This window comes from Streptosporangium sp. DT93, from assembly GCF_049844535.1.
Taxonomy (GTDB): Bacteria; Actinomycetota; Actinomycetes; order Streptosporangiales; family Streptosporangiaceae; genus Streptosporangium.
In genome coordinates this window covers 47,993-71,038 of sequence record NZ_JBNCLF010000001.1, presented here as the reverse complement: position 1 = coordinate 71,038, position 23,046 = coordinate 47,993, and the positions used below count along the sequence as shown (strand labels likewise).

The 23,046-nt window shown below is 72.3% G+C and carries 24 protein-coding genes; 11 read left to right on the top strand and 13 right to left on the bottom strand.

Annotation, left to right across the window (positions count from 1 at the left end; all coding sequences use genetic code 11):
* Nucleotides 1–281: 281 nt before the first annotated feature.
* Complete coding sequence (locus tag ACLQ2R_RS00345; protein WP_425957220.1) at nucleotides 282–1,526, top strand: ROK family protein; 1,245 nt, start codon at nucleotides 282–284, stop codon at nucleotides 1,524–1,526.
* 146 nt (nucleotides 1,527–1,672) lie between these two features.
* Here the strand turns inward: ACLQ2R_RS00345 and ACLQ2R_RS00340 are convergent, their stop codons facing one another.
* A complete protein-coding gene (locus tag ACLQ2R_RS00340; RefSeq protein ID WP_425957219.1) occupies nucleotides 1,673–2,131 on the bottom strand; it encodes a protein-tyrosine phosphatase family protein in 459 nt (152 codons plus the stop codon).
* Between the two features lie 336 nt (nucleotides 2,132–2,467).
* Between ACLQ2R_RS00340 and ACLQ2R_RS00335 the strand changes: the two genes are divergently transcribed.
* Nucleotides 2,468–4,438 carry an acyltransferase family protein gene (locus ACLQ2R_RS00335; RefSeq protein ID WP_425957217.1) on the top strand — a complete coding sequence of 657 codons (1,971 nt, stop codon included), beginning with the start codon at nucleotides 2,468–2,470 and terminating at the stop codon, nucleotides 4,436–4,438.
* Nucleotides 4,439–4,553: 115 nt separating this feature from the next.
* Here the strand turns inward: ACLQ2R_RS00335 and ACLQ2R_RS00330 are convergent, their stop codons facing one another.
* Nucleotides 4,554–5,627, bottom strand: a complete 1,074-nt coding sequence (locus ACLQ2R_RS00330; RefSeq protein ID WP_425957216.1) for a pectinesterase family protein — start codon at nucleotides 5,625–5,627, stop codon at nucleotides 4,554–4,556.
* A 342-nt stretch (nucleotides 5,628–5,969) separates the two neighbouring features.
* Here ACLQ2R_RS00330 and ACLQ2R_RS00325 point away from each other — a divergent pair, with 342 nt between their 5' ends.
* Nucleotides 5,970–6,842 carry an alpha/beta fold hydrolase gene (locus tag ACLQ2R_RS00325; RefSeq protein ID WP_425957215.1) on the top strand — a complete coding sequence of 291 codons (873 nt, stop codon included), beginning with the start codon at nucleotides 5,970–5,972 and terminating at the stop codon, nucleotides 6,840–6,842.
* Between the two features lie 106 nt (nucleotides 6,843–6,948).
* Nucleotides 6,949–7,686 carry an AAA family ATPase gene (locus ACLQ2R_RS00320; protein ID WP_425957214.1) on the top strand — a complete coding sequence of 246 codons (738 nt, stop codon included), beginning with the start codon at nucleotides 6,949–6,951 and terminating at the stop codon, nucleotides 7,684–7,686.
* Between the two features lie 120 nt (nucleotides 7,687–7,806).
* On the opposite strand, the gene ACLQ2R_RS00315 is transcribed toward ACLQ2R_RS00320, so the two are convergent.
* On the bottom strand, nucleotides 7,807–8,361 hold the full coding sequence (locus ACLQ2R_RS00315) for a flavoprotein (RefSeq protein ID WP_425957213.1): 555 nt from the start codon (nucleotides 8,359–8,361) through the stop codon (nucleotides 7,807–7,809).
* A gap of 630 nt (nucleotides 8,362–8,991) precedes the next feature.
* Between ACLQ2R_RS00315 and ACLQ2R_RS00310 the strand changes: the two genes are divergently transcribed.
* Nucleotides 8,992–9,621 (top strand): phospholipase, encoded by a 630-nt coding sequence (locus ACLQ2R_RS00310; RefSeq protein WP_425957212.1) that lies wholly within the window; start codon nucleotides 8,992–8,994, stop codon nucleotides 9,619–9,621.
* 170 nt (nucleotides 9,622–9,791) lie between these two features.
* Here ACLQ2R_RS00310 and ACLQ2R_RS00305 read toward each other — a convergent pair whose 3' ends face one another.
* From ACLQ2R_RS00305 to ACLQ2R_RS00290, 4 genes are all read right to left on the bottom strand, one after another.
* Complete coding sequence (locus tag ACLQ2R_RS00305; RefSeq protein WP_425957211.1) at nucleotides 9,792–10,436, bottom strand: SRPBCC family protein; 645 nt, start codon at nucleotides 10,434–10,436, stop codon at nucleotides 9,792–9,794.
* Nucleotides 10,437–10,445: 9 nt separating this feature from the next.
* The gene (locus tag ACLQ2R_RS00300; protein ID WP_425957210.1) at nucleotides 10,446–10,835 is read right to left on the bottom strand and encodes an ArsR/SmtB family transcription factor; all 390 of its coding nucleotides are present in this window, start codon (nucleotides 10,833–10,835) and stop codon (nucleotides 10,446–10,448) included.
* Between the two features lie 155 nt (nucleotides 10,836–10,990).
* Nucleotides 10,991–11,881 (bottom strand): aminoglycoside phosphotransferase family protein, encoded by an 891-nt coding sequence (locus ACLQ2R_RS00295; protein WP_425957209.1) that lies wholly within the window; start codon nucleotides 11,879–11,881, stop codon nucleotides 10,991–10,993.
* Nucleotides 11,882–12,047: 166 nt separating this feature from the next.
* On the bottom strand, nucleotides 12,048–13,004 hold the full coding sequence (locus tag ACLQ2R_RS00290; RefSeq protein ID WP_425957208.1) for a helix-turn-helix transcriptional regulator: 957 nt from the start codon (nucleotides 13,002–13,004) through the stop codon (nucleotides 12,048–12,050).
* A 39-nt stretch (nucleotides 13,005–13,043) separates the two neighbouring features.
* On the opposite strand from ACLQ2R_RS00290, the gene ACLQ2R_RS00285 reads away from it, so the two are divergent.
* On the top strand, nucleotides 13,044–13,523 hold the full coding sequence (locus ACLQ2R_RS00285; RefSeq protein ID WP_425957207.1) for a hypothetical protein: 480 nt from the start codon (nucleotides 13,044–13,046) through the stop codon (nucleotides 13,521–13,523).
* A complete protein-coding gene (locus ACLQ2R_RS00280) occupies nucleotides 13,520–13,969 on the top strand; it encodes a hypothetical protein (protein ID WP_425957206.1) in 450 nt (149 codons plus the stop codon). Before ACLQ2R_RS00285 ends, ACLQ2R_RS00280 begins: the two co-directional genes overlap by 4 nt.
* 260 nt (nucleotides 13,970–14,229) lie before the next feature.
* On the opposite strand, the gene ACLQ2R_RS00275 is transcribed toward ACLQ2R_RS00280, so the two are convergent.
* The 5 genes from ACLQ2R_RS00275 to ACLQ2R_RS00255 all read right to left on the bottom strand — a co-directional run bounded on the left by ACLQ2R_RS00275 (nucleotide 14,230) and on the right by ACLQ2R_RS00255 (nucleotide 17,207).
* Nucleotides 14,230–14,673, bottom strand: coding sequence for an SRPBCC family protein (locus tag ACLQ2R_RS00275; RefSeq protein ID WP_425957205.1), 444 nt, complete (start codon nucleotides 14,671–14,673; stop codon nucleotides 14,230–14,232).
* A gap of 42 nt (nucleotides 14,674–14,715) precedes the next feature.
* On the bottom strand, nucleotides 14,716–15,069 hold the full coding sequence (locus ACLQ2R_RS00270; RefSeq protein ID WP_425957204.1) for an ArsR/SmtB family transcription factor: 354 nt from the start codon (nucleotides 15,067–15,069) through the stop codon (nucleotides 14,716–14,718).
* A complete protein-coding gene (locus tag ACLQ2R_RS00265; RefSeq protein WP_425957203.1) occupies nucleotides 15,066–15,518 on the bottom strand; it encodes an SRPBCC family protein in 453 nt (150 codons plus the stop codon). The genes ACLQ2R_RS00270 and ACLQ2R_RS00265 overlap by 4 nt, the downstream gene beginning before the upstream one ends.
* A gap of 135 nt (nucleotides 15,519–15,653) precedes the next feature.
* On the bottom strand, nucleotides 15,654–16,361 hold the full coding sequence (locus ACLQ2R_RS00260) for a DUF998 domain-containing protein (protein WP_425957202.1): 708 nt from the start codon (nucleotides 16,359–16,361) through the stop codon (nucleotides 15,654–15,656).
* A 165-nt stretch (nucleotides 16,362–16,526) separates the two neighbouring features.
* Entirely contained in the window at nucleotides 16,527–17,207 is a 681-nt protein-coding gene (locus tag ACLQ2R_RS00255; protein WP_425957201.1) for an NADPH-dependent F420 reductase, read from the bottom strand.
* A 121-nt stretch (nucleotides 17,208–17,328) separates the two neighbouring features.
* Between ACLQ2R_RS00255 and ACLQ2R_RS00250 the strand changes: the two genes are divergently transcribed.
* The gene (locus ACLQ2R_RS00250; protein WP_425957200.1) at nucleotides 17,329–17,919 is read left to right on the top strand and encodes a YciI family protein; all 591 of its coding nucleotides are present in this window, start codon (nucleotides 17,329–17,331) and stop codon (nucleotides 17,917–17,919) included.
* 125 nt (nucleotides 17,920–18,044) lie between these two features.
* Here the strand turns inward: ACLQ2R_RS00250 and ACLQ2R_RS00245 are convergent, their stop codons facing one another.
* Complete coding sequence (locus ACLQ2R_RS00245; protein ID WP_425957199.1) at nucleotides 18,045–19,175, bottom strand: helix-turn-helix domain-containing protein; 1,131 nt, start codon at nucleotides 19,173–19,175, stop codon at nucleotides 18,045–18,047.
* A 184-nt stretch (nucleotides 19,176–19,359) separates the two neighbouring features.
* On the opposite strand from ACLQ2R_RS00245, the gene ACLQ2R_RS00240 reads away from it, so the two are divergent.
* From ACLQ2R_RS00240 to ACLQ2R_RS00230, 3 genes are all read left to right on the top strand, one after another.
* On the top strand, nucleotides 19,360–21,396 hold the full coding sequence (locus tag ACLQ2R_RS00240; protein WP_425957198.1) for a SufS family cysteine desulfurase: 2,037 nt from the start codon (nucleotides 19,360–19,362) through the stop codon (nucleotides 21,394–21,396).
* A 221-nt stretch (nucleotides 21,397–21,617) separates the two neighbouring features.
* Complete coding sequence (locus ACLQ2R_RS00235; protein ID WP_425957197.1) at nucleotides 21,618–22,112, top strand: SigE family RNA polymerase sigma factor; 495 nt, start codon at nucleotides 21,618–21,620, stop codon at nucleotides 22,110–22,112.
* A 182-nt stretch (nucleotides 22,113–22,294) separates the two neighbouring features.
* Entirely contained in the window at nucleotides 22,295–22,966 is a 672-nt protein-coding gene (locus ACLQ2R_RS00230; RefSeq protein ID WP_425957196.1) for a hypothetical protein, read from the top strand.
* Nucleotides 22,967–23,046 lie beyond the last annotated feature (80 nt).

The window sequence follows — 23,046 nt, the reverse complement described above, 5'->3', positions numbered from 1 at the left end:
CCGGCGCGGCCGCCGGGTGACGGTCACCGATCCCGCGGCCTCGCCACCCCGCCGGTCCCTTCCCCGCCCTGGAACGGGGAGGGGCCGGCGGGCCCGGACGTCCGCGCCGGCCCCGAGGGGTCGTGCACGCGATTCCGACGGCTTCGCGACAATACTGCGGCGAGCACCGGTTGATATCCTCACGTGGTGACAGGATTCGCCCCATCGCCCCCGGTCGATGCGGGCGTCCTGTCCCGATGGCGCACCACGACGACAGTCCCCGAGCCGTCAGGATCCCCACGATGCTGAAAGCCGGTCGGTCCCAGGAGGAGATCCGCCGGCACAACCTGGGCGCCCTGCTGCGGCAGGTTCACCTGGGCGGGCCGGTCTCCCGCACGGTTCTGGCCGATCGCATGGGCCTGAACCGGAGCACCATCATGGCGCTGACCGCCGAGCTCACCTCGGCGGGCCTGGTCCGCGAGGAGCGCCCCACCGACACCGGCAAGGCGGGACGGCCCTCGCTGGTGGTCCGGCCGGAGTCCGACCGGGTGTACGTGCTGGCGTTCGACGTCCGGGTGGACCGGCTGGTCGCGGCCAGGGTCGGGCTGGGCGGGACGGTGCTGGAGCGGATGGAGGCGGTCAGGCCGCGCGCCGGGGCCGACCTGGACGACGTGGTCGGGGTGCTCGCCGGATTCGCCCGGCGGCTGCACCACGAGGCGAGCCCGGAGGCGGTCTGCGTCGGGGTGGGGGCGGCCTACTGCGGCATGATCCGGCCCGCCGACGGGATGGTGCGGTTCGGGCCGAACATGGGCTGGGTGGATCAGGCGTTCGGTGCCGAGCTGGGCCATCGGCTGGGGCTCGGCCTGCCGGTGGCGGTGGGCAACGAGGCCCACCTGGGCGCGCTGGCCGAGCACGAGCGCGGCGCGGGGGTCGGCTTCGACAACCTGATCTACCTGCACGGGGACGTCGGCGTGGGAGGCGGGATCATCGTCGGCGGCAAGCTGCTGGACGGCGACGGCGGGTACGGCTGCGAGCTCGGGCACATGATGGTGAACCCGCACGACGGGCGGCCCTGCGGGTGCGGCTCGCGGGGCTGCCTGGAGGCGGAGGTGGGGGAGCAGGCCCTGCTCGACGCGGCCGGCCGCTCCGCCGACCTCTTCGGCCGGGAGGGCGTACGGACGGTGGTGGAGGCCGCCGATCGCGGTGACCTCGGGGCGCGGGACGCGCTGCGCCGGATCGGCGACTGGCTGGGCATCGGGGTGGCGAACCTCATCAACCTGTTCAACCCGGGCATGGTGATCTTCGGGGGGATGCTGCGCGAGGTCTACCCGGGAGCGGCGGACCAGGTCCGCGACCGGGTGGAGGCCAACGTGCTGATGATCTCCCGGAAGGCGCGGCTGCGCGTTTCGGCCCTCGGGGACGACGCCACCCTGATCGGCGCCGCGGAACTCGCCTTCTCCAGGGTGCTGGCCAGCCCCCTGGAGGTGCTCGCCCGGGGCGGCGCGCTGGAAGCGGGCGCCCGCACGCACGACGTCATGATCCGGTGACCTCTCGCCGCCTCACGTCCGGCGGCCTCGTGTCTCGAAGGTTCATGTCTCGGAGCTTCGCGCCTTCGGTCCCGTGTCCGGCGGTCGCGTCCCTCACGGCCTCACAGCGTGAGGCGTCGTGTCACCTGGCTTCACGCTCCACCGTCTCATGGCTCGCGGTTCCATGTCCCGGCGGCGAACCGCTCCACCCAGCGCCGTTGCCAGGGGGTCTCGACCGCCCGGGGGTGGTGATGTTCGCGCACCCACCGCACGGCCTCGCCGGCGGGCAGGCCGGTCATGGTGACCAGGCACGCCAGGACGGTGCCGGTACGGCCCACCCCGCCGCCGCAGGCGACCTCGACGCGCTCCCCCGAGTGCGCGCGCTCGTACAACCCGCCGATGGCCCGGGCGGCGGCGCGCGAGTCCGTGGGCAGCAGGAAGTCGGGCCAGCGGATCCACTCGGACGGCCAGGTCAGGGCGTCCTGGTGACGACGCCGCAGGCGGGCGGAGCCGAGACAGAGCGCGAAGTCCGGCGCGGGGCCGGTGGGGGTGGGGTGGCGGAGCCCGCGGCCACGGACCCAGGTGCCGTCCGGGAGCCGGATCGCGTCGGTGAGCGGTGCGGTCATATGCCGATTGTTCCGCCTCCCCCGCCCGATGTCCTCCCCAATATCACGACCGGCGACCGGCCGGACGCAGCGGGCGGTCGGGCCGGGCAGATTTGTGTACACCGATCTCGCCGCCCCGGGCCGGGAGGTATAGGTTCTTCTGGCGCCATGACGGTACGACCCGCCCAAGGGGCCGTGGCCTGACGGCACGGCCTGCCCGAGGGCGCGTGGCCTGACGGTACGACCCGCCCGGGCCCGGGACCTGACGGCGCGGCCGGGCCGGAGGCCCGTGATCCGACGGTGCGGCCGGGCCGGAGGCCCGCGGCGCCCGCCCGCCATCCAGCACGGAGGTAGACAGTGTCGGCTCCCGCGGACGTCCTGCCGATGCCACCGGCCGGCCGGTCGGCGACACGGGCGGAGACGCGGAGCGAGCGCAGGCCGGAGATCGAGGGGCTGCGGGCCGTCGCCGTCCTGCTCGTGGTGATCTACCACGTCTGGCCACGGCGGGTGTCCGGCGGGGTGGACGTGTTCCTGATGCTCACCGGTTTCCTCATCACCGGCTCCCTGCTGCGCACGGTGGAGCGCCGCGGGCGGGTGGCGTTCGGGGCGTTCGCCGCCCGCCTGGCCGGCCGGCTGCTGCCGCCCGTCGCCCTGGTGCTGCTCGGGGTGCTGGCCGGGACGCTGCTGTGGTTGCCGCGGACCCGGTGGCACGACACGCTGGCCGAGGTGTTCGCCTCGGCGCTGTACTACGAGAACTGGCACCTGGCGGCGGCGGCCGTCGACTACCTGGCCGGGGGGAACGCGGCCGGTCCGGTACAGCACTTCTGGTCGCTGGCCGTCCAGGGCCAGTTCTACGTGATCTGGCCGGTGCTGCTGGCCCTGACGACCCTGGTGGCCGCGCGCAGCGACCGGAGCCCGAGAACGGTCTTCCTCGGCGTGATGGCGCTGGTCTTCGCCGTCTCGCTCGCGTACTCGGTGGTGGGGACGGCGGCCGACCAGCGGTGGGCCTACTTCGACACGGGCGCCCGGCTGTGGGAGTTCGCCCTGGGCGGCATGCTCGCGGTCGTCCTGCCCTACCTGCGCCTCGCGCGCGCCCTGCGGGTCGCGCTGGGCTGGATCGGCCTGGCCGCCCTGGTCTCGTGCGGGGTGCTGCTCCAGGTCTCCACGGTCTTCCCCGGGTACGCGGCCCTCTGGCCGACCGGCGCCGGGGTCATGATCATCGTGGCCGGGGTGACGGGCAGCGCGTTCGGCGCCGACCGGCTGCTCACCCTGCGTCCCGTGATGTACGTGGGGAGCATCTCCTACGCGCTGTACCTGTGGCACTGGCCGATCTTCATCTTCTACCTCGCGCAGACCGGCCGTACCGCGGCGAGCCTCAAGGGCATCGTCCTCATCGTGGGCACGTCGCTCGTCCTCGCGGCGGCCACCACCGCGCTGACCGGCCGCATCCCCCTGGGCGGCGCGGGACGTCCGGCGGCGATCGGCGTGGCGTGCCTGCTCCCGGTGCTGGCGATCGCCGGGGCGTGGACGTTCCGGCTGGACGCCCAGGTCGCGCAGGCCGGGCGGGAGGGCGGCGGCATCGTCCCGGCCCCGGCCGTGGCCGCCCGCGACCGCCCCCGGACCTACGCCGACGGCTGCAACCAGGTCACCGGCCGCGACGAGCTCCTGACCTGCCGGTACGGCTCCCGGAACCCGGCCCGCACGATCGTCCTGGCCGGCAACTCGCACGCCGCGCACTGGTTCCCCGCCCTGCACGCCATCGCCGACGCCAACGGCTGGCAGGTGGTGAACATGACCAAGGGGGCGTGCGCGCTCTCCACGAGGCCGCAGCGCTACCAGGGCAGGCCCTACCCCTCCTGCGACCGGTGGCAGCGGGACGTCATGGCGGAGGTGCGGCGGATCGAACCGGATCTCCTGGTCACCACCGCGACGATCTCCAGCCCGTTCGAGCGCGGCGAGACGCTCCCCGCCGGGTACGTCGAGCGGTGGCGGCAGCTCGGCGCGATGGGTGTCGAGGTGCTGGCGATCCGCGACACGCCGCGCATGCCGTTCGACCCGCCCGAGTGCGTCGAGGTCAAGGGGGCCGGGGCCTGCGTGGACGACGCGCGGAGCAGCCTCGCCGCGGTCTCACCGGCCGCCCGGCTCCGCCGCCCGCCGTCCAACGTGACGTTCGCCGACCTCACCCCGCTGCTCTGCCCGCGGGACCGGTGCCCCTCGGTCATCGGCGACCTGATGGTCTACTCCGACAAGGGGCACATCACCGCGACCTTCATGCGGAGCCTGGCACCGGCGGTGGAGAAGGAGATCCGCGGGGTCCTGGGTTCCTGATCGCCCTGGACGTCTCCCCGTCAGGACGGAGCGTCCGGCGGGGAGGCGTCCGTGACCGTCACGGGCCGTGGCGGGTGCACGTCCGTGAGGACGGGTACACGACCGCGCGGATCCGTCACCGGCCGTGGCCCCCGTGGTGGTGGCGCAGGGGGTTCCAGCCGTCGGTGCCCGCCAGGTACTTCCGGGGGGTGAATTCGGCGGCCTGCTCGGCGGTCAGCTGCGGCCGGTCGTCGTTGACCCCCGCTCCCGGGCCCACGTTGCGGTACTCGGCCAGCCGGGCGTCCCGCCAGCTCAGACCGGACATGTCACTCCAGGGGGCGTCCTTGACGTGCCGCCCGATCCAGGACTCGCGGAACACCGCCTGCCCCCGCGCGGTGACCGAGCCGCCGGCGGGCCAGGGGCGGCCCAGGTGGTAGGTCCGGTCCGGGGCGTCGCTGACGAGCCTGCTGCGGTGGATCAGGAACCCGTACGGGTTGGCGATCTCGGTGCTGGGCGCGATGACGTACCCGTTGTTGGTGGTGCTGCCGCGGGTCAGGGCCTTGATCACGCAGCCGTCGAAGACCGCGGTGGCCCGCCCGAAGATGAAGTCCACGTCGCCCTCGACGTAGCAGTCGCGGAAGTACTGGCGGGCGAAGGTGGTGGCGCTCGCGGTGTTGGCGTAGAGGGTGTCCTGGTTGCCGATGAACCGGACGTTGTCGTAGACCTGCCGGTCGCCGGTGGTCCGCACCGCCACGGCCTGGCTGGCCCCGTTCGCCGCCTCGTCGTAGGAGTTCTCGAACGTGAGGTTGCGGGCGGTGAAGTCGGGGGCGCTGATCACGTACGAGGCGCTGCCCGACGTGCCGTAGTTCCCCGAGCCGTCCGGTTTCGGGGTGGAGGCGGAGAGGTCGAAGGTGAGCACGACCCGGCGGGGGTCGCGGGTGGCGCCGACCAGCGAGATGTACGGCTTGTCCGCCGGGATGACCACCTGCTGCTTGTAGGTGCCCTCGCGGACCAGGATCGTGACCGGGGAGGTGTTGCCGGAGGGGACGGCGTCGACGGCGGCCTGCACGGTCGTGTGGTCCCCGGAGCCGTCGGCCGTGACCACGATCACGGTGGGGGAGGGGCCGGTCGCGGCCACGGCGGGCACGGCCGTCGCGGCCGTCGCGGCGATCGTCACGGCGGTCGCCAGGGGGAGTAACGGAAGCCGCATCTGCAACCTCGCAGGGGAAGGGGCAATCGGTTGCATGAAACACTGCGGTAATCTCCCATGTGCGTCAATAGGGCCCTTGCTGAAACCCTTTGTCCACTGCAAACGGTTGCAGTTTCTGTTCGCTCTTTCGGCGAGGTCAAGCGGTCCGGTGCGCCGGGACGCGCCCCGCCGGTCTGCACCCAAGCTGCGACCCCCGCGCGGTCGTACGTCGCGGCCGTACGTCGTGGCGGGGCGGATCGCCGGGAGCGCCCGGGCGGGCCGTCACCTGCCGCGTTCTGCCACGCCCCGGTTTCGTCGGTGGCGCCCGATAGCGTCGAGGACCCACCGGACGAAGGGATCGCCATGGCGACGGCGACGTCACGCGACGGCACGCGGATCGGGTTCGAGCGCGTGGGGGAGGGGCCCACGCTCGTGCTGGTCGACGCGGCGGGCGGGTTCCGCGGGTTCGGGCCCATGGGCCCCCTCGCCGAACACCTCGCCGACAGGTTCACGGTCGTGACCTACGACAGGCGCGGACGCGGCGAGAGCGGCGACACCCCGCCGTACGCGGTGGAACGCGAGGTGGAGGACCTCGCGGCCGTGATCGGGGCGACCGGGGGGCCTGCGTTCGTCCACGGGTTCTCCTCCGGCGCCGCCCTGGCCCTGCTCGGCGCGGCTGCCGGACTGCCGATCGCGATGCTCTCGCTCCTCGAACCACCGGTCACCCTCGACCGGCCGGCGGGGGAGGACGAGGCGCGGGCCGACACGCCCCGGGGTGACGCGCCCGAGGATGACGGAGCGCGGCACGAAGGGCCCGAGGGGAACGCGCCGGGGGACGGATCACGCGAGGACGGCGATCTCGCGGCCGAGATCGACGCGCTCGTCGCCGCCGGTCGCCGTGCCGACGCGGTGGAGCACTTCCACAGGAGCATCGGCGTCCCCGCCGAGATCGTCGCGGGGCTGCGGCAGGCCCCGTTCTTCCCGGCGCTGGAGGGCATCGCGCACACGCTCGCCTACGACAGCCGGATGACCTCGGCCGTCTCCGCCGCCACGCTCCGGTCCGTCGCCGTGCCGGCCCTGGTGATCAACAGCTCGTCCAGCGACGACCGCCTGCGCGGCTGGGCCGCGGATGTGGCGGCGGTCCTTCCCCGGGGGCGCCACCTGACCCTTCCCGGTGAGTGGCACGGCGTGTCCGAGAAGGTGCTCGCCCCCGCGCTGGCCGGTTTCCTCGCGTGAGAGACGTCCCTTGCCCATGCGAGCCGGACGCGGCACGTCACCCGTACCGGTCGCGAGCAGGCCGGGCACGACCCGTGCCCGGCCGTGATCGTGATCGTGAGGCGTCATGTTCCTCACCCGCCTGAGCGTCCCCCGCCCCGTGTCCGGCTGGCCCGCGACCCTGCCCGCCGTCCGGCATCTCGTCGAGCACGGCCTGGACCTCACCGCTCCGGTCACCTTCCTGGTGGGGGAGAACGGTTCCGGGAAGTCCACGATCGTCGAGGCGATCGCCGACGCGTGCGGCGTCAACTCCGAAGGCGGCAAGGCGGGCACCCTCTATGCGAGCAAGGGGTCGGTCACCCCGCTGGGTGAGGTCCTCGACGCCGACTTCACCGTCGGCGGCCTGCGCCTCACCCGGGGTCCCCGTCTCAAGCGGCGGGTGTTCTTCTTCCGCGCCGAGACCTTGATCAACCTGGCACGTGGGGTGTCGGGCCTGCCCGGATACTGGCAGGAGCACCCCGACGAGCAGTCCCACGGGGAGGGGTTCCTCACCGTGCTGGAGCGCATGGTGAACGGGCCGGGAATCTACCTGCTGGACGAGCCCGAGGCCGCCCTGTCGTTCCAGTCCTGCCTGCGGCTGGTCGGCCTGATGGACCGGGTCGCGCGCAGGGGCGGGCAGATCGTCTGCGCCACGCACTCGCCGATTCTCACGAGTCTCCCCGGCGCGCGCATCCTGGAGCTCGGCGAGGACGGCATCCACCCGACGGAGTGGGAGAGGCTACAGATCGTCGATCACTGGCGGCGCTTCCTGGCCAAGCCGGATTTCTACCTGCGCTACGCCCTGGACGGTGACACCGGCGACTGACCATCCGATCGGACGGCAGGCGCGGCCAGGTCCTCCATGTCGAATTCGGCCCGCCCACGCCGCGACCCTTGTGCCGGGATCGATTCGTTCACACCACGACCCGTTCACCCCACGATCCGCTCAGGCCGGCCCGTCCGATGACCGTGACGTCAGCTCGCGCATGGAGTCCACGGCGAGCCGCCACGGACGGTCTCCGGTGAGATCGGAGCCGTCGCCGGGCTCGAACTCCCCGGGGTCGAACAGGACGCGCACGCCTTCGGCGCGGAGCCGCTCGACACTGTGCCGGAACGGCGTACGGGAGGCGAGGGCCGCGTTGACGAACGGCAGGACGACCACCGGGATCCCCAGGCCGGGCGCCTCGGCCAGCAGGCCGAGGGCGTAGGTGTCGGCGATGCCCTGCGCGAACTTGTTGACGGTGTTGTAGGTCGCGGGCGCGACGATGATCGCATCGGCTCGCGGCGGCTTGGGCTCGTCCGGTGTCCGGTACCGGCTGCGCACGGGTCGGCCGGTCTGCTCCTCCAGGGCGGGGACGTCGACGAACCCCAGGGCGGACGGTGTGGCCACGACCTGGACGACCCACCCGTCGTCCTGGGCGAACGTGACGAGACGGCCGACACCGTCGGCGGCACCCGCGGCGCACACGATCACGTAGAGAACCCGGCCGGACCGGTTCACGCGAGGACCCCGCGAGGTACGCCACGCTCGCGCGCCCCGTCACAGGCACAGGCACAGGCGCCAACGCAGACACAGGCGCAGGCGCGGGCGTCTGCGCAGGCCGATCCGGTCCGCCCGGCACGTTCACGGTCTCGCATCTCGCCCTCGTCCTCCGCTCCTCGACGAGGTCCACGGTACGCGTGCCCGGAGGCCGTTCTCCCGGCCGGCCCGGGTGCCCGTCCGGACCCCGGGAACGAACCGGGAGCCGCCGCAGGCCCGTTCCCCGCCTTGCCGTTCGTTCACCTCCGGCGGGCCCAGGCCTCCCGGAAGGAGAGAAAACGAACGGGTCCCCGCCGCGCGCTCCCGCGAGTGAGCGGTTCGGAAGAACGGGTCTCCGCGGGTGAGAAGGGCGGCTTTCCGGGAAGGTGGGACCGCGACGGGCGTCCGCGCGCCGAGGTCCGGTCGCGCTCCCCGTCCCCGCGGGACGCGCTCTTACAACACGCTGTCATCGCCGTAAAGAGCGACCGTTAACGAACACCTGCTTCGATCTTCACGAAGATCTGTTTCGGTGTTCGGGGGTGTTTCGCCGCATTGTTGGCCGTGGCAGATCCCTGCCCCGCGAGGCACACCCCCTGGACAAAGGCAGAGACCATGGTCAAACGCGCCCTGGCAACCGTCTCCTTCCTCCTCGTCGCACTGCTCGGACTGGCGCTTCCCGCGCACGCGGTGACGCTGGAGCAGAAGCTCGCCGCGCTCTCCAACTTCTCCCAGCCCACGGCGGGCAGCGCCTCCAGCTGGCGCTCCGCCTGGCAGAACCAGGGAGCCTGGTCGGGCTACGGGTTCGACTGGTCGACCGACCTGTGTTCGACCAGCCCCGACCAGCCGCTCGGCTTCGACTTCAGGATGCCGTGCCGCCGCCACGACTTCGGGTACCGCAACTACAAGGCGGTGAGCCGGTTCCCGGCGAACAAGGCCCGCATCGACAACGCCTTCTACTTCGACATGAAGCAGGTCTGCGCGGGATACTCCGGCGTCCCCAAGACCACCTGCGACGGTCTCGCCTGGACCTACTACCAGGCGGTCAAGGAGTTCGGCACCCTCAACGTCACCAAGGCGCAGATCGAGCGGGTGCGCCAGGCCGCCGAGGAGCAGGCCGCCCGGGAGCAGGCGACCCAGCAGGGCACCCAGGAGCAGGGCACCCAGGAGCAGGCCACGCCGGAGCAGACGGCCCAGGAGCAGGCGACGCCTGAGCAGACCCAGGAGCAGGCCGCGCAGCAGTAGCGCGGGACCTCGCGGCGGGCCCCCGGCGGGCCGGTCGGCGCGTGACCCGTCCGCTCCCGTACAAGCGTGACCCGTCCGCTCCCCGCACAGGCGTGACCCGTCCGCTCCCCGCACAGGCGTGACCCGTCCGTTCCCCGCGCAGGCGGGGGGCGGGCGGGTCACGCGGGCGTTCAGGGGGAGGCGGGCTCGTCCCCCGGGGCGAACTGGGCGATCGCGGCCTCGACCGCCGAGGCGATGTCGGCGGCACCGGCGGTCCCCGAGGCCTCGACCACCGCCGTCCACGCGGGGATCGACTTCCGGGAGAACTCCCGGCCCACCGGCGAGTCCGCCACGGCGACGGGGTCGGGGCCGAGCTCGCCGCTGAAGAAGAGGGCCAGTGCCATGAAGGCGCTGTCCCACCCGGGCCCGACGTAGAGCGCGCCCGCGCCGCTGCCCACCATCGCCAGGGGCACGGAGTGCTCCAGTTCGAGGGTGGTGCCCTCCCCGGCCGGGGTGAGGCGTACCTCGACCAGGCTGTTCTCGCCCCCGAAGGTCACCTTGAGCAGGCGGGGCGGCTCGCAGTGCAGGATCCTCCCGCCCGCGTTGCCCTCCAGCTGGAAGTCACCGCCGACGCGCAGGTCGCCGCTGATCGGCAGGAACCAGCGCTTCAGGCGGTCGGGGTCGGTCAGGGCGTCCCAGACGTCCTCGGCCGGGGCGTCGTAGTCGCGTCGCAGCACGACGGCGACGTCCTCGCCGTTCCCGCCGTCCTCACCGCTGCCCGGCCGGGTGCCGACCTCGCGGTGAATGGCGTTGATCTGGGCGATGATGTCGAACATGACCTTCTCCTAGGTGTGGGGGGTGCCGGGCGTGATGCCCGGGTCCCCTGTCGTCGTGTCCGGAGTTCCGGGTGAGCGGCGTCCGTGTCCGCCACGGGAGAGTTCGGCGGCCAGCCCGTCGAGGTGCCTGCCCCAGAACCGGCGGAAGTGTTCCAGCCACATGTCGATCTCCCGCAACGGTGTGAGGTCCAGGGTGTACAGGCGGCGGTTGCCCTCCGCCCGGACCGTCGCGAACCCGTTGTCCCGGAGCACGCGCAGGTGCCGCGAGACCGCCGGCTGGGAGATCGCGAACTCCTCCCGGATCGTCGCGGTGATCACACCGGAGGCCTGCTCACCGCCGGCGAGCACCTCCAGGATCCGGCGCCGGACCGGATCACCGAGAACGTCGAAGGCGTTCACGGGCCCGACTATGCCAGTCTGTGCTTATATAAGTCAAGACTGGCATAGCGGTGGCCGGGTCGGCGTCGCCCTCACCTCCGGGGCCCGCCCTTGCCGCCCTCGCCTCCACGGCCCGGTCCCGCCTCCGGACCCCGGCCCGGTCGTCGTACGGCGGCTCAGGGCCGGTCCACGACCGGATCCGCCAGGACCTGGACGAGGGTGCGCGCCTGACCCCCGTCGCGGTCGGGGCCGGACAGGCCGGCCATGGTCACGAGAGCCTTCCACAGCGCCCATCCGCGCGCCCGCCGCCAGGCGTCGTCGGGAAGGCCCGCGGCCTCCCGGAAGATCTTCCGCTCGTCCCCGGCGAAGTACGTCCACGCCATCACGAGGTCGCAGGCGGGGTCACCGACGCCGCAGGTGCCGAAGTCGATGACCGCGCCGAGCCTTCCCCCGACGGCGAGCAGGTTGCCGACGGCGACGTCCCCGTGGAACCACACGGGCGGCAGCGGCCAGGCCGAGGTCAGCGCGCTCGCCCAGACGGCCCGGCAGGCGGCGGCGTCGACGACGTCCCCGAGCCTGTCGAGGGACTCCTCGACCTGGTCGCCGTAGGCGCTGGGATGACAGCCCCGGAAGAAGGAGTGACGGCCCGCGGCGGGGCCCTGCCCCGCGGGGGCCCGGCGGAGCGCGGTCAGGAAGGCCCCGAGGTCGCGCGCCAGCTCCGTCCGGTCGACGTCCTCGGCGTCCGCGGCCCCCTCGACGGTGTCCCCGTCGATCCAGCCCCGCACCGACCAGGGAAACGGGTAGCCGGCCCCCGGGCGCCCGGTCGCGACCGGCTCCGGTACGGGTAACGGCAGGTGCCGGGCCAGCTCGGGAAGGCAGCGGTCCTCCTTCTCGACGCTCGCCACGTACCCTTCGGCGCTCGGCAGGCGCACGGACAACCGGTCGCCGAGCCTGAAGGTCCGGTTGTCCCAGCCCTGGAGGGGCACGGGCTCGACCGGGAGGTGGGCCCAGCGGGGGAACTGCTCGGAGACGAGGGTCCGCACGAGGTCGGCGGTGATGTCGATCACGCGGCCAATTCTGCGCGCGACCGGTGGGTGTCATCCACCGGATTTCGCGCGGTCAGCCGGAGGCGTAGCGGGTCGCCAGAACGAGGGCGGTCAGCCGGAGGCGTAGCGGGCCGCCAGGACGAGGGCGGTCAGCCGGAGGCGTAGCGGGCCGCCAGGACGAGGGCGGTCAGCCGGAGGCGTAGCGGGCCGCCAGAACGAGGGCGGTCTCGGCGAGGCGGGCCCGCAGTTCCGGCGGTCCGAGGACCTCGACGTCCGTGCCCAGGGCCAGGAACACCCCGTGGGCGTGGTCGATCGACTCGATGGGGAGCAGCGCGCGGGTCCAGCCGTCCGGCTCGGCCGTGCCGGTGTCGGCCAGGGCCTGCGCGGCCGTCCCGGTGAGGCGGGCGGCGCCGCGGGGCGAGAGGCGGACGACGGCCTCGCCCCGGTACAGGCGGGCGTGGAAGTCCGCCTGGTACCTCTCCCAGTGGCCGGCCAGGTCGAAGTCCCCGGGGGGCCGGAACTCCTCGTCCCGCACGGTGAGACCGAGGATCTGGTCGACCCGGTACGTCCGCGGCCCCGGCCCCGCCACGACGTACCAGCGACCGGCCTTGAGCACCAGGCCGTACGGCTCCAGGCGCCGGTCGACGTCGGTCGGCTCCTTCCAGCGGCGGTAGCGGATGTCGAGCACCCGCCCGCGCCACACCGCGTCCGCCACCTGCGGCAGGTACGGGACGTCGTCGTCCCTGGCGTACCAGCCGGGCGCGTCGAGGTGGAAGCGGGAGCGCATCCGGTCGGCCTGCGCGCGCAGCTCGGGCGGGAGCGCCGCGCGCAGCTTGAGCTGGGCGGTCGCGAGCGCCGACCCGAGCCCGAGCTCGGCGGCGGGTCCCGGGATCTCGGACAGGAAGAGTGCCTCCGCCTCACCGGCGTTCAGCCCGGTCAGGCGGGTACGGTAGCCGGCGAGCAGCCGGTAGCCACCGGAGTGCCCGGCGTCGCCGTAGAGGGGCACGCCCACGCCGTGCAGCGACTCGATGTCGCGGTAGACCGTCCGCACCGACACCTCCAGCTCCGCGGCGAGCTGCGCGGCGGTCATCCGGCCCCTGGTCTGGAGCAGCAGGAGGATCGACAGGAGCCGGCTGGACTTCACTGACACAAGATGTCAGTGAACCGGCACTACGGTCCAGCCATGGCTTTCACCGAGAAACTGCTCTGGGCGCCGCCCCCGATCGAGGTGGGGGGCCGCCGCGTCAAGCGCTACCACGTCACCGCCGACCCCTCCGGCATCGACCCGGAGATCGAGAAGGCGGCGTACGCGATACTCCCCGAGCTTCTTCCCGAGCCGGACGGCACGCCGCCGGGCACCTTCGTCGTCCTCCACAGGGGCGGGGACAGCGGGGCCTACATCAACGCGTACAGCTGGGTGTGGGACAACGCCCTGCACTTCGGCGGGGCCGCGGCGGGCCAGCCGGTGCTGGGCTGCCCGGACACCGACCCGACGAACTTCGTCCGGCTGGACCGGTCGCTGATCGGCTGCGTCTGGGAGGTGCCGCCCATCCTCCACGAGCGCGACGCCTGGGTACGGCACATGCTCTCGCCCGAGACCCCCGACCTCGACGCCTACATCGCCGACACGCTGCCCGACGGCACCACGGGAGACCGCCGATGAGCGACTTCGACTTCCTCACCGGCACCTTCGACGTCGTCAACCGGCGGCGCACCGACGCCCTCGACGAGACGAGCGAGTGGGAGGAGTTCCCCGGCGTCAGCCACGCCTCCCGGCACTTCGAGGGCGGGGCGAACTTCGACGAGATCGTCTTCCCCACCAAGGGCTTCAGCGGCGTCACCCTGCGGCTGTACGACGTCGAGCGCGAGCAGTGGTCCCTGTACTGGTCCAGCAGCCTCACCGGGACGCTGTACCCGCCGGTCGTCGGCCGCTTCACCGGCGGGCGCGGCGAGTTCTACGGGGACGACACCCACGAGGGCAAGGAGGTCCGGACGCGCTTCGTCTGGTCGGACATCACCGAGCGGTCGGTCCGGTGGGAGCAGGCGTTCTCGGTGGACGGGGGAGAGACCTGGGTGATCAACTGGATCATGGAGTTCACCCGCCGCTGATCCCGCCGACCGGTGTGGGCCGGCCGTGAGGGCCGGCCCGATCCGTTCCACCGGCCCAGGTCCGCCTCCGTCGGCCCAGGTCCGCCTCCGTCGGTCCGGGTCCGCCTGCGTCGGTCCGGGTCCGCCTCCGTCGGGACCCGGCACAGCGTGACGGCGAACGCGGCCGAGCCCGCGCGCGGGAGGCTCGCCCGCGCGGAAGCCGCCGTGGCCCCCGTGGCGGGGCGGGAGCCCCCCGGATCCCCGGTGGATCGAGCGGAACGTCAGTTCCAGTTGTCGATCTTGACGTCGTGAGGGTCCGGAGCGCCCTTCCCGGTCTCGAGCAGCGCCTTCAGGCTCATCAGGAAGAGCGCCCACTTGGTGCTGCAGTGGTGCATGAACTCCACCGGTTCCTTCCAGCCCTCGTGCCGGAAGAGAACGACGGTGTGGTCGCCCTCCCGGCGGAGGACCCAGTCCACGTGCGTGCCGATCCACTCCTCGGGCCCGTCGACCACCTCCCAGAGCACGTGCCTGTCCGGGTCGAGCGTGAGGACCTTCATGTCGAACCCGCCGGCCCCGAACCGGAAGCGGAGCACGCCGCCGACGTCACCGCCCTCCCCCCGGGTGTCGGTGGTCCACCAGCCGGCGAGCCCCTCGGTGGTGGTCAGGGCCGCGTAGACCTCGGCCGGTGGCGACGTGACCGCGATCCTGTGCAGGATGTCCACCATCGTCGGTTCCTCTTTCCCGTGTCGCTCTCGGATGATGCGAATTCACGGCTGCGCGCCGTGTTCGTCCTTCGCGCGCTGGAGGGCCTCGGCGATCCGCTTGATGGTGCGGAGCCTGGTGTCCCACGCCGCCCCCACCGAGGACAGCTGCGCGACCGCGCGGGCGAGTTGCGCCTCGTCCACCCGGTACCTTCTCTCCCGCCCGGCGGGGGTGGCGTGCACCAGGCCGACCCGGTCGAGCACGGCGAGGTGCTTCGCGACGGCCTGCCGCGTCACGGGCAGCCGCTCGCTGAGGCCGGTGGCCGTGCCGTCGCCGTCCGCCAGGAGCAGGTCGAGCATCCGCCGACGGGTCGGGTCCCCGACCGCGGACCACAGGTCGTCGTCGACGGATGTGCTCACGGGGCCGTCACCGGCCGCGCGAGGTAGGCCCCCAGCCGGGGAACGAAGGTGTCCCAGCCGCTGACGTGGTCGGCGTACATCTCCTCCAGCTTGGCGGCCTCCCAGCCCGTCTCCCGGAATCCGGTCTCGGTGAGCTTGATCGTGGTGCCCGTGCCCGAGGGGGTGAGCTCGAAGACGACCAGCAGTGAGCCGGTGGGGTCGTCGACCTTGCCGCCGGGATAGCACCAGCGGAACGAGAACAGCCGGGGCGGCTCGGCGTCCACCACGGTCATCGGCTCGACCGTCGCCCGGTCGCCCCAGACGAACTCGCCGACGGCGCCGGGCGTCGCCTCGAAGCGGGCGTCGTCGGTCCACCACTGCGAGATGTGCTCGGGACGGCTGACGACCTCGAAGACCACCTCGGGTGAGGCGTCGACATGGATCTCACGCTCGATGCTGCCGTACTCCATATCCCTCACTCCCTTCATGTGCAACGTTTGGTTGCGCATTACGCTAGCGCACCGTTCGCTGTCATGCAACCATCGGTTGCGCGATGAGGGGAGGTGGGCCGTTCCGGCTCCGCCGGTGAGGCGGCGGAGGCGCTCTCACCGCACGGTCCGGCCCGAGACGATCCGCGCCACGATGATCTGCCACGCGGCGTACGCGAGGACGAGGAGCCGCTCCGGCCATCCGATCGGGACGTCGGGACCGAAGCCGCCGTCGCCGGCCCCGAGCAGGACGGTCTGGGCGACCATGAACATGACCAGCGCCACGGGTGGCAGCGCCGCGCTCCACCACAGCCCGCGCCTGGCGGTGGAGAACGAGCCGTCGCGGCTGAGCCCGAAGGTGATCAGCAGCGCCGCGACGGGAAGAAGCATGAGCGCGAGGCCGGCGCCGAGCCCGTGCAGGGTGCCGGTGGCGGACAGCCGATCCTGCGGCGTGTCGATGGGGTCGGTCACGAAGACGCCGCCGACGACCGTGCCGGCGGCCGCGATCGCCAGGACGACCGCGCCGATCCGGGCCGGGAGCCGCCGTGGCCGGGCCAGAAGCGCGACCGCCAGGCCCCCGTAGCCGATCGCGGACAGCAGGAACGCCACCGTCATGATCCAGCCGAGCGCGCCGCGCGCGTACTCGCTCGTCGTCTGCCAGCTCGTCGAGACGTCGGGCCGGATCAGGTGGAGCAGGACCAGCAGGAGCAGGAACGCGATGCCCGCGATCGCCGAGACGTCGGCGGCGTGGGCCGGGAACGCCCGCCGCGCCGGCGCGGCCGCGCGCCCGTCGTTCCGCGGGGGCGAGGGAGGTGTGAGGGTCACGATGCACTTCTTTCCGGAGCCGGACGGCGTCCTCGGAAAGAGGTAGAAGCCACGTCGTGGTTCTCGACGTCCGACTCCGGAAAAAGGGGCGACGGCGGTGCCGGTACGGCCCCCGGGACCCGTCCGGGTGTCAGTGCCGGGTTTCGTCCAGCTTCGCGCGGACCGTCAGCGCCGGGCTTCGTCCAGCTTCGCGCGGACCGTCGCGGCGTCGGCGGGCACCCCGGGCGACTCCCAGAACTCCTCGATCCCCCCGGCGTAGGGGAAGCCGTACGCGGGGGTTCCCGGCTGGAAGCGCCATCCGTCCGCGAGCGCTCCGGCGTCCACGGCGTCGTAGCCGATCCCGTCGAGGAACGCGGTCGTCTCCGCCTTCGCGCCGGCGTCGTCGCCGGCGATCGCCAGGGCGCTGCGGTCGGCCGCGTCCGAGGCCCGCGCCAGCGCCCGCAGGTGCTCGACGTAGATGTTGTTGAAGACCTTGACGACCTTGGAGGTCGGCAGGTGCCGCTGCAGCAGCTCGCTGGACGTGGCGGACGCGTCGTCCAGCTCGGGGAAGGTCCCGTCCCGCTCGGAGTAGTAGTTGTTGGTGTCCAGGACGGTCTTGCCGGCGAGCGGCTCCACCGGAACGTCGCGACAGGCCTTGAACGGGACGCTGACGACCACCAGATCGCCGGCCCCGGCGGCCTCGGCGGAGGTCGCGGCGCGGGCCCTCGGCCCGATCTCGTCGACCAGCTCCCTCAGCGTCTCGGGGCCGCGCGAGTTGCTCAGCACCACGTCGTAGCCTGCCGCGGCGGCGAGCCGGGCGACCGTGCCGCCGATGTTCCCGCTGCCGATGAATCCGATGGTTGTCATGACAACCGTCAACCCTCACGCCCTGCCGGGCATTCCCCACCACCTGCGGCGACCCCGCGAACCCCGTGCCCGCCCGGCCTCCATGGGACTCGCGCCGTCACGATCATCTAGCCTGACGACCGTGGAGTATTTCGTGTACGGCCGCGACCGCCCCGGTGCCTTCGGGCTCAAGATGAGCCTGAGCGAGGAACACTGGTCCTTCATGGACGGGTACGGGGACCTGCTGATCGCCCGCGGTCCCACGCTGACCGGCGAGGGGGACGACGCCGAGTCGACGGGCAGCCTGCACATCGTCGACCTGCCCGACGCGGAGGCCGCCCGCGGGTTCGCCTACGAGGAGCCGTACTACCTCGCGGGCGTCTTCGAGTCGGTGCTGCTCTGCCGCTTCCGCAACGTCCTGGGCCGCACCATGTGGGACTTCACCGAGACCGCCGACGGCCACGGCCGGTTCCTGGTGATCACCACGGGCGAGCCCGGCCCCGCGCCGGTGACCACGGGCGAGCCCGGCCCCGCGCCGGTCACGTCGAAACACATGATCGTGTACGGCGAGCTGCTCACCCTGGACGGCGGGACGCGGATCGGCCGGGCGGCCACGGTACAGGCGCCGGACCCGGAGACCGCCGCGGCGCTGCTGCCGGCCGGCGACGGCGACCGCACGGAGGTACACCCCTGGCGCTTCGGCGGCAGACCTCGCGGGACACCCACCGGATGATCGTGAGGCCGACGTCGCTTCGAACGGGGCGGCCCCGGTGGGTGGTCACCGCGCGGACGAGGCCGGAGCCGGCCCCAGGCCTCGTTCTTCCCGGCGAGAGCGAGGGCGAGGGCGGCGTCGGCGGGTCAGGCGGTGATGCGGGTCATCTCCCGCAGTTCCCCCCGGGTCGACTCGCAGTCCATCGCCCGTAGCCGGGCCAGCACCGGTCCGGCGTCCGCGTTGAACCGCAGCTCCTCCGGGCAGCCCTCGACGATCCGCCACAGCAGCGCCATGGCCGCGCCGGAGTCGCCGTCCATCGCGTGCGCGGTGGCCACGGCCAGCAGGTGCCGCGCCTGGCGGTCCTTGTCGGGGAGGCGGTCGGCGTCGACGCCCGCCGCGAGGCGGATCGCCTGCGCGTACCGGCGCATCCGGACCGCGACCGCCACCCGGTGCAGGTCCACCTCCAGTGCGAACTCCGGGCCCAGCCGGTCGCCGATCTTGCGGGCGTGGTTCAGCAGCTCCTCGGTCCGCAGCACGTCGCTCTCCTCGGCGGCGGCGAGCGCGGCCGTCAGGTAGCAGAGCCCGGTGACCTCCGGCGACTCGGGCCGGTCGTCGATCACCGCCAGGCACAGCCAGCGCGCGTCGGCGTAGCGGCCGAGCGAGACGAGCACGCCCGCCACCTCGGCCCGGGTGATCGCCGAGCCCGCCGACAGGGCCACCGCGCGATCGGCGGCGAGCAGGGCCAGCGCATGCCGGCCGCAGCTTCGCAGCAGCGCCGTGAACAGCCGGTACACCTCGGTGAGGCCGGCCGTACCGGCTTCCCGGTCCGCGTCGGTGGCGACCCTGACCGACAGGTCGGCCATCGACAGGAGCGAAGGCAGGCGGCGGCGCGTCTCGGTGTAGCGGAGGGGCGAGCGCTGCCAGATCTCCCACGCCGTCATCACGTGGTGCCGCACCCGCGGCACGCTCTCGGTCACCTCACCGGTGAACCGGCCGGGCAGCAGCAGCGCGTTCCCGACCTTGTCGGATTCACCGTGGTCGTAGGCGGGCGGGAGTTTTGTCCGGCCGCCGACGAGCTCGGAGAGATCCTCGACGCGGAGCACCTCGGCGATCCGCATGATGGTCGACAGTCGATCCAGGGGTTTCACCCCGTTCTCGATCAGGCGGAGCCATTCCTCGCTGCAGCCGACCAGGTCGGCCAGAATTCTTCGGGTAAGGCCGCGCGAGCGGCGCCTGGCCATGATCCGCGCGCCGTCAACCAAGAAATCGCCGACCATGCCGCCACATTAAGTGAGGAATTCAAAGCCCTCGGTGGCCAGAAATGACGGTAACTCCTTGCCACCCTACCCACCTGAAATGTAGGTTATTCTGGAGGGTTCTTCGTGACGCAACTCCAGTTGGATTCAGCCCGTCGGGCTGCGCCGACACTGCCGCTACACCATTCGGCAGGAGGAGACCACGATGGCGATCGACGTCGAGTCGATTCGGAAGGAATTCCCGTTCTTCGAAACCGCCCCTGACGGTTCCCGCCCACCCGTATACCTCGACAGCGCCGCCACCACGCAGAAACCCGCCGTTGTCCTGGACGCGTTGAACCACTACTACATCCGTACCAACGCGAACGTGCACCGGGGCGTGTACCGGCTGGCCGTACAGGCGACCGAGCTGTACGAAGGGGCACGAAGCAAGATCGCCACGTTCGTGCGCGCACCGCGGGCCGAGGAGATCGTGTTCACCAAGAACGCGACCGAGGCCGTCAACCTGCTGGCCAACTCGTTGATCTGGGCGGACGGACGGCTGCGCGTCGGTCCCGGCGACGAGATCGTCCTGACCGAGATGGAGCACCACTCCAACCTGATCCCCTGGCGGCTGCTGGCCGAGCGGGTGGGGGCGAAGGTCAGGTACCTCGGCATCACCGACGACGGCCGCCTCGACCTCTCCGACCTGAACGAGAAGATCAACGAGCGGACCAAGGTCGTCGCGGTCGTACACGCCTCGAACATCCTGGGCACGGTGAACCCGGTCGCGACGATCGCCGCCCGCGCGCGCGAGGTCGGCGCCCTGATGGTCGTCGACGCGGCCCAGTCGGTCCCGCACCTCGGCATCGACGTCACCGCGCTGGGAGCCGACTTCGTCACGTTCTCCGGCCACAAGATGTGCGGCCCCACCGGAATCGGCGCCCTGTGGGGCAGGTACGAACTCCTGGAGGCGCTCCCGCCCTTCCTCGGCGGCGGCGAGATGATCGAGAACGTCACGGTGGACGCCATGCACTACGCCGCGCCCCCGCTCAAGTTCGAGGCCGGAACACCCCCGGTCGCGCAGGCCGTCGGCCTCGGCGCCGCCTGCGACTTCCTGGGCGGGATCGGCATGGACGCGATCACCGCCCACGACCAGGCCCTGATCGAGTACGCCCTGGACCGGCTCGGCGGCGTGCCCGGCATTCGCTTCATCGGCCCGACCGACACCGCGAACCGGCTGCCGCTGCTGTCGTTCGTGGTGGACGGCATCCCGCTGCAGCGCATGCGCGCGAGCCTGGACGAGGCGGGCATCGCCGTCCGGTCCGGCAACCACTGCGCGCAGCTCGCGTGCAGCCGGTTCGGCGTCCCCGCCGCGATCCGGGCCTCGTTCTACCTGTACAACTCCCCCGACGAGGTCGACATCCTCGCCGAGACCCTGGAGACGGCCACGCGGTCCAGGACCGCCGTGGCCGCGGACACCTCCTTCGACGTCGGCCAGGTACGGCCGTACAAGGACATCCTGCTTCCGTCGATCTTCCAGCCGTGGGCGGAGCACCTGGTCGAGGCGCTGGCGCCGGCCCCCGGCACCAAGGCGCTCGACGTCGGCACCGGACCCGGCACCGTCGCCCGGGTACTGGCCAGGGCGGTCGGCCCCACCGGCGCCGTCGTCGGCACCGACCTCAACCCCGCCATGCTCGCCCTCGCCGCCGAATCACCCGCCGTCGACGGCGCCCCCATCCAGTACGTGGAATGCGGCGCCACCCCGCTGCACGTCTCCGACGAGGCGTTCGACCTGATCACCATGCAGCAGGTCCTGCAGTTCGTTCCCGACCGCGGCGCGGCGCTGGCCGAGATGCGGCGGGCCGCCCGCCCCGGCGCGCGGATCGCCGTCACCACCTGGCAGCCGCTGCACCGCAACCCGCTCTTCCGCGCCCTGCACGACGCCGTCGCCACCGTCCTCGGCCCGGACAAGGCGACTCTCTTCGAGGAGCCGTGGTCCCTGCCGGGGATCGAGGTCGCGACGCTGGCGAAGGAGGCCGGTTTCGTCGACGTCGAACTCCTCGAATGCACGCTGCCGACCACCGTCCCCGGCGGGCCCGACGCGATCTGCTGCCTGTTCGACTTCTCCGCGGTCAGTCCGTACATCGGTTCGCGTCGCGCCGCCCTCACGGCCGCCGTACGCGCGAACCTGGCGCACTGCACGGACGAGGCCGGCGTCCACTCGGAGACCGCGGTGACCCTGGTGACCGCGCGCGCCTGACCGTCGCTCCTTCCCACGAAGGCCACCTCCCACCGGGAGGTGGCCTTTTCGGCGCCCGGGCCATCACCGTCACGCGAACGGGCACGGTTCGAGAACGCCGTGCGGACACTCCTACCCCTCGCGCCCGGATCTTCCCGTCTCGTCTTGGTGCGTGACGCCTGTCATCCGGATGCGCCCCCCGGACGGTAGTCATCGCCGGGACGACGGAACGGAGACGATGGATGGACGACGGATTCGCCGAGTACGTGGCGCACCGGCGCTTACGGCTGTGCCGGATGGCGTATCTCCTCACCCAGGACTGGGGCACGGCCGAGGATCTGGTGCAGACCGCGCTGTCGAAGGCATGGCTCGCCTGGCGGCGGGTCGAGGGCAACCCCGACCCGTACGTCTACCGGATCATCGTGAACACCCACGCCTCATGGTGGCGAAGGCGCTGGCGCGGGGAGGTGCCGGCCGCGAGCGTCCCCGAGACGGCCGATCCACGCGACACGGCCGCCGAGGTGGACGATCGGGCCGTGTTGTGGAGCGCGATCGGCACGCTTTCCCCGCGCCAACGTGCGGTGATCGTCCTGCACTACTTCGAGGGACGGACGCTCGCCCAGGTCGCGGACATCGTCGGTTGCTCCCCCGGGGCGGTGAAGCGCCAGCTCAGCCGCGCCCTCACCCGTCTTCGCGTCGATCCGGACATGCAGACCATGAAGCTGGAGAGGGTTTAGCGATGAGGCACACCGAGAGTGATCTGCGACGGCTCCTGACCGAGCACGGCGGGGAACGGGCTCACCACGGACCGTCCGTTCAACTCGACGCGATCGTGAAGCGGGGTCGCCGCATGCGCCGTGTTCGGCGGGCGGTGACGGCCGGGACGGCGGCGGCCATCGCCGTCACCGCCGTCGGACTGGTGAACGGCCTGCTGGCCGGGCCATCCGGGACGGCCGAGCCGATGGTCGCCCAACGTCCTGTGGACTCGGCCCAGGTGACTCCCGGAGCGCAACTTCCCGAGGAGTTTCCCGTGAGGTTGGGGGCCGATACATTCGATCTCCCCCTCGTCCACTCCCAGCGGTTCGAGACGGAGGGCGTCACCTGGACGGTGACCTTCACTCCGAGCAGTTTCTTCACCGGCTACAAGGTGGTCTGCGACGATCCCCAGGCTTGGGTCGTCATCTCACATCAGCTCAAGAGCGGCGAACCGGGCGGCACTGCGGGACGGTGCAGTGGGTCGATGGGCGGACACCACGACCGGCTTTCGGCGCCCTCCGACTGGCTGAAGCGTCCGCAGTCCCTGCAGGTCTGGGTCTTTCCGGCGGATGCCCCGGTCAGGGAGGTGGCGGAGGCCGTCACGGGCTGCCGGTCGATCCGGAAGTCGACAGGGTGCGACGAGATGGCCCAGTCCCGCGCGCTGGCGCACCCCAAGGTACGCGAACGTCTGCTGGCCGAGATCGGCGAACGGCCAGGCGGGTGGGCCGTCGGGATCTACGACCGCCCCGCCGCGGCCGAGCCCGTACCGAACGGCGAATCTCCGGCGGGTGCTGAACGCCCGACGGAAAACGCGTCCACGCCGACCGGCCGGTAAGGAGGGCTTCAGGCGACGAGCGCGCTTTCGACAGGGAGGGGCGGACGCGTGAGGTTGCCGAAGTCGAGCATGCGAGGCGG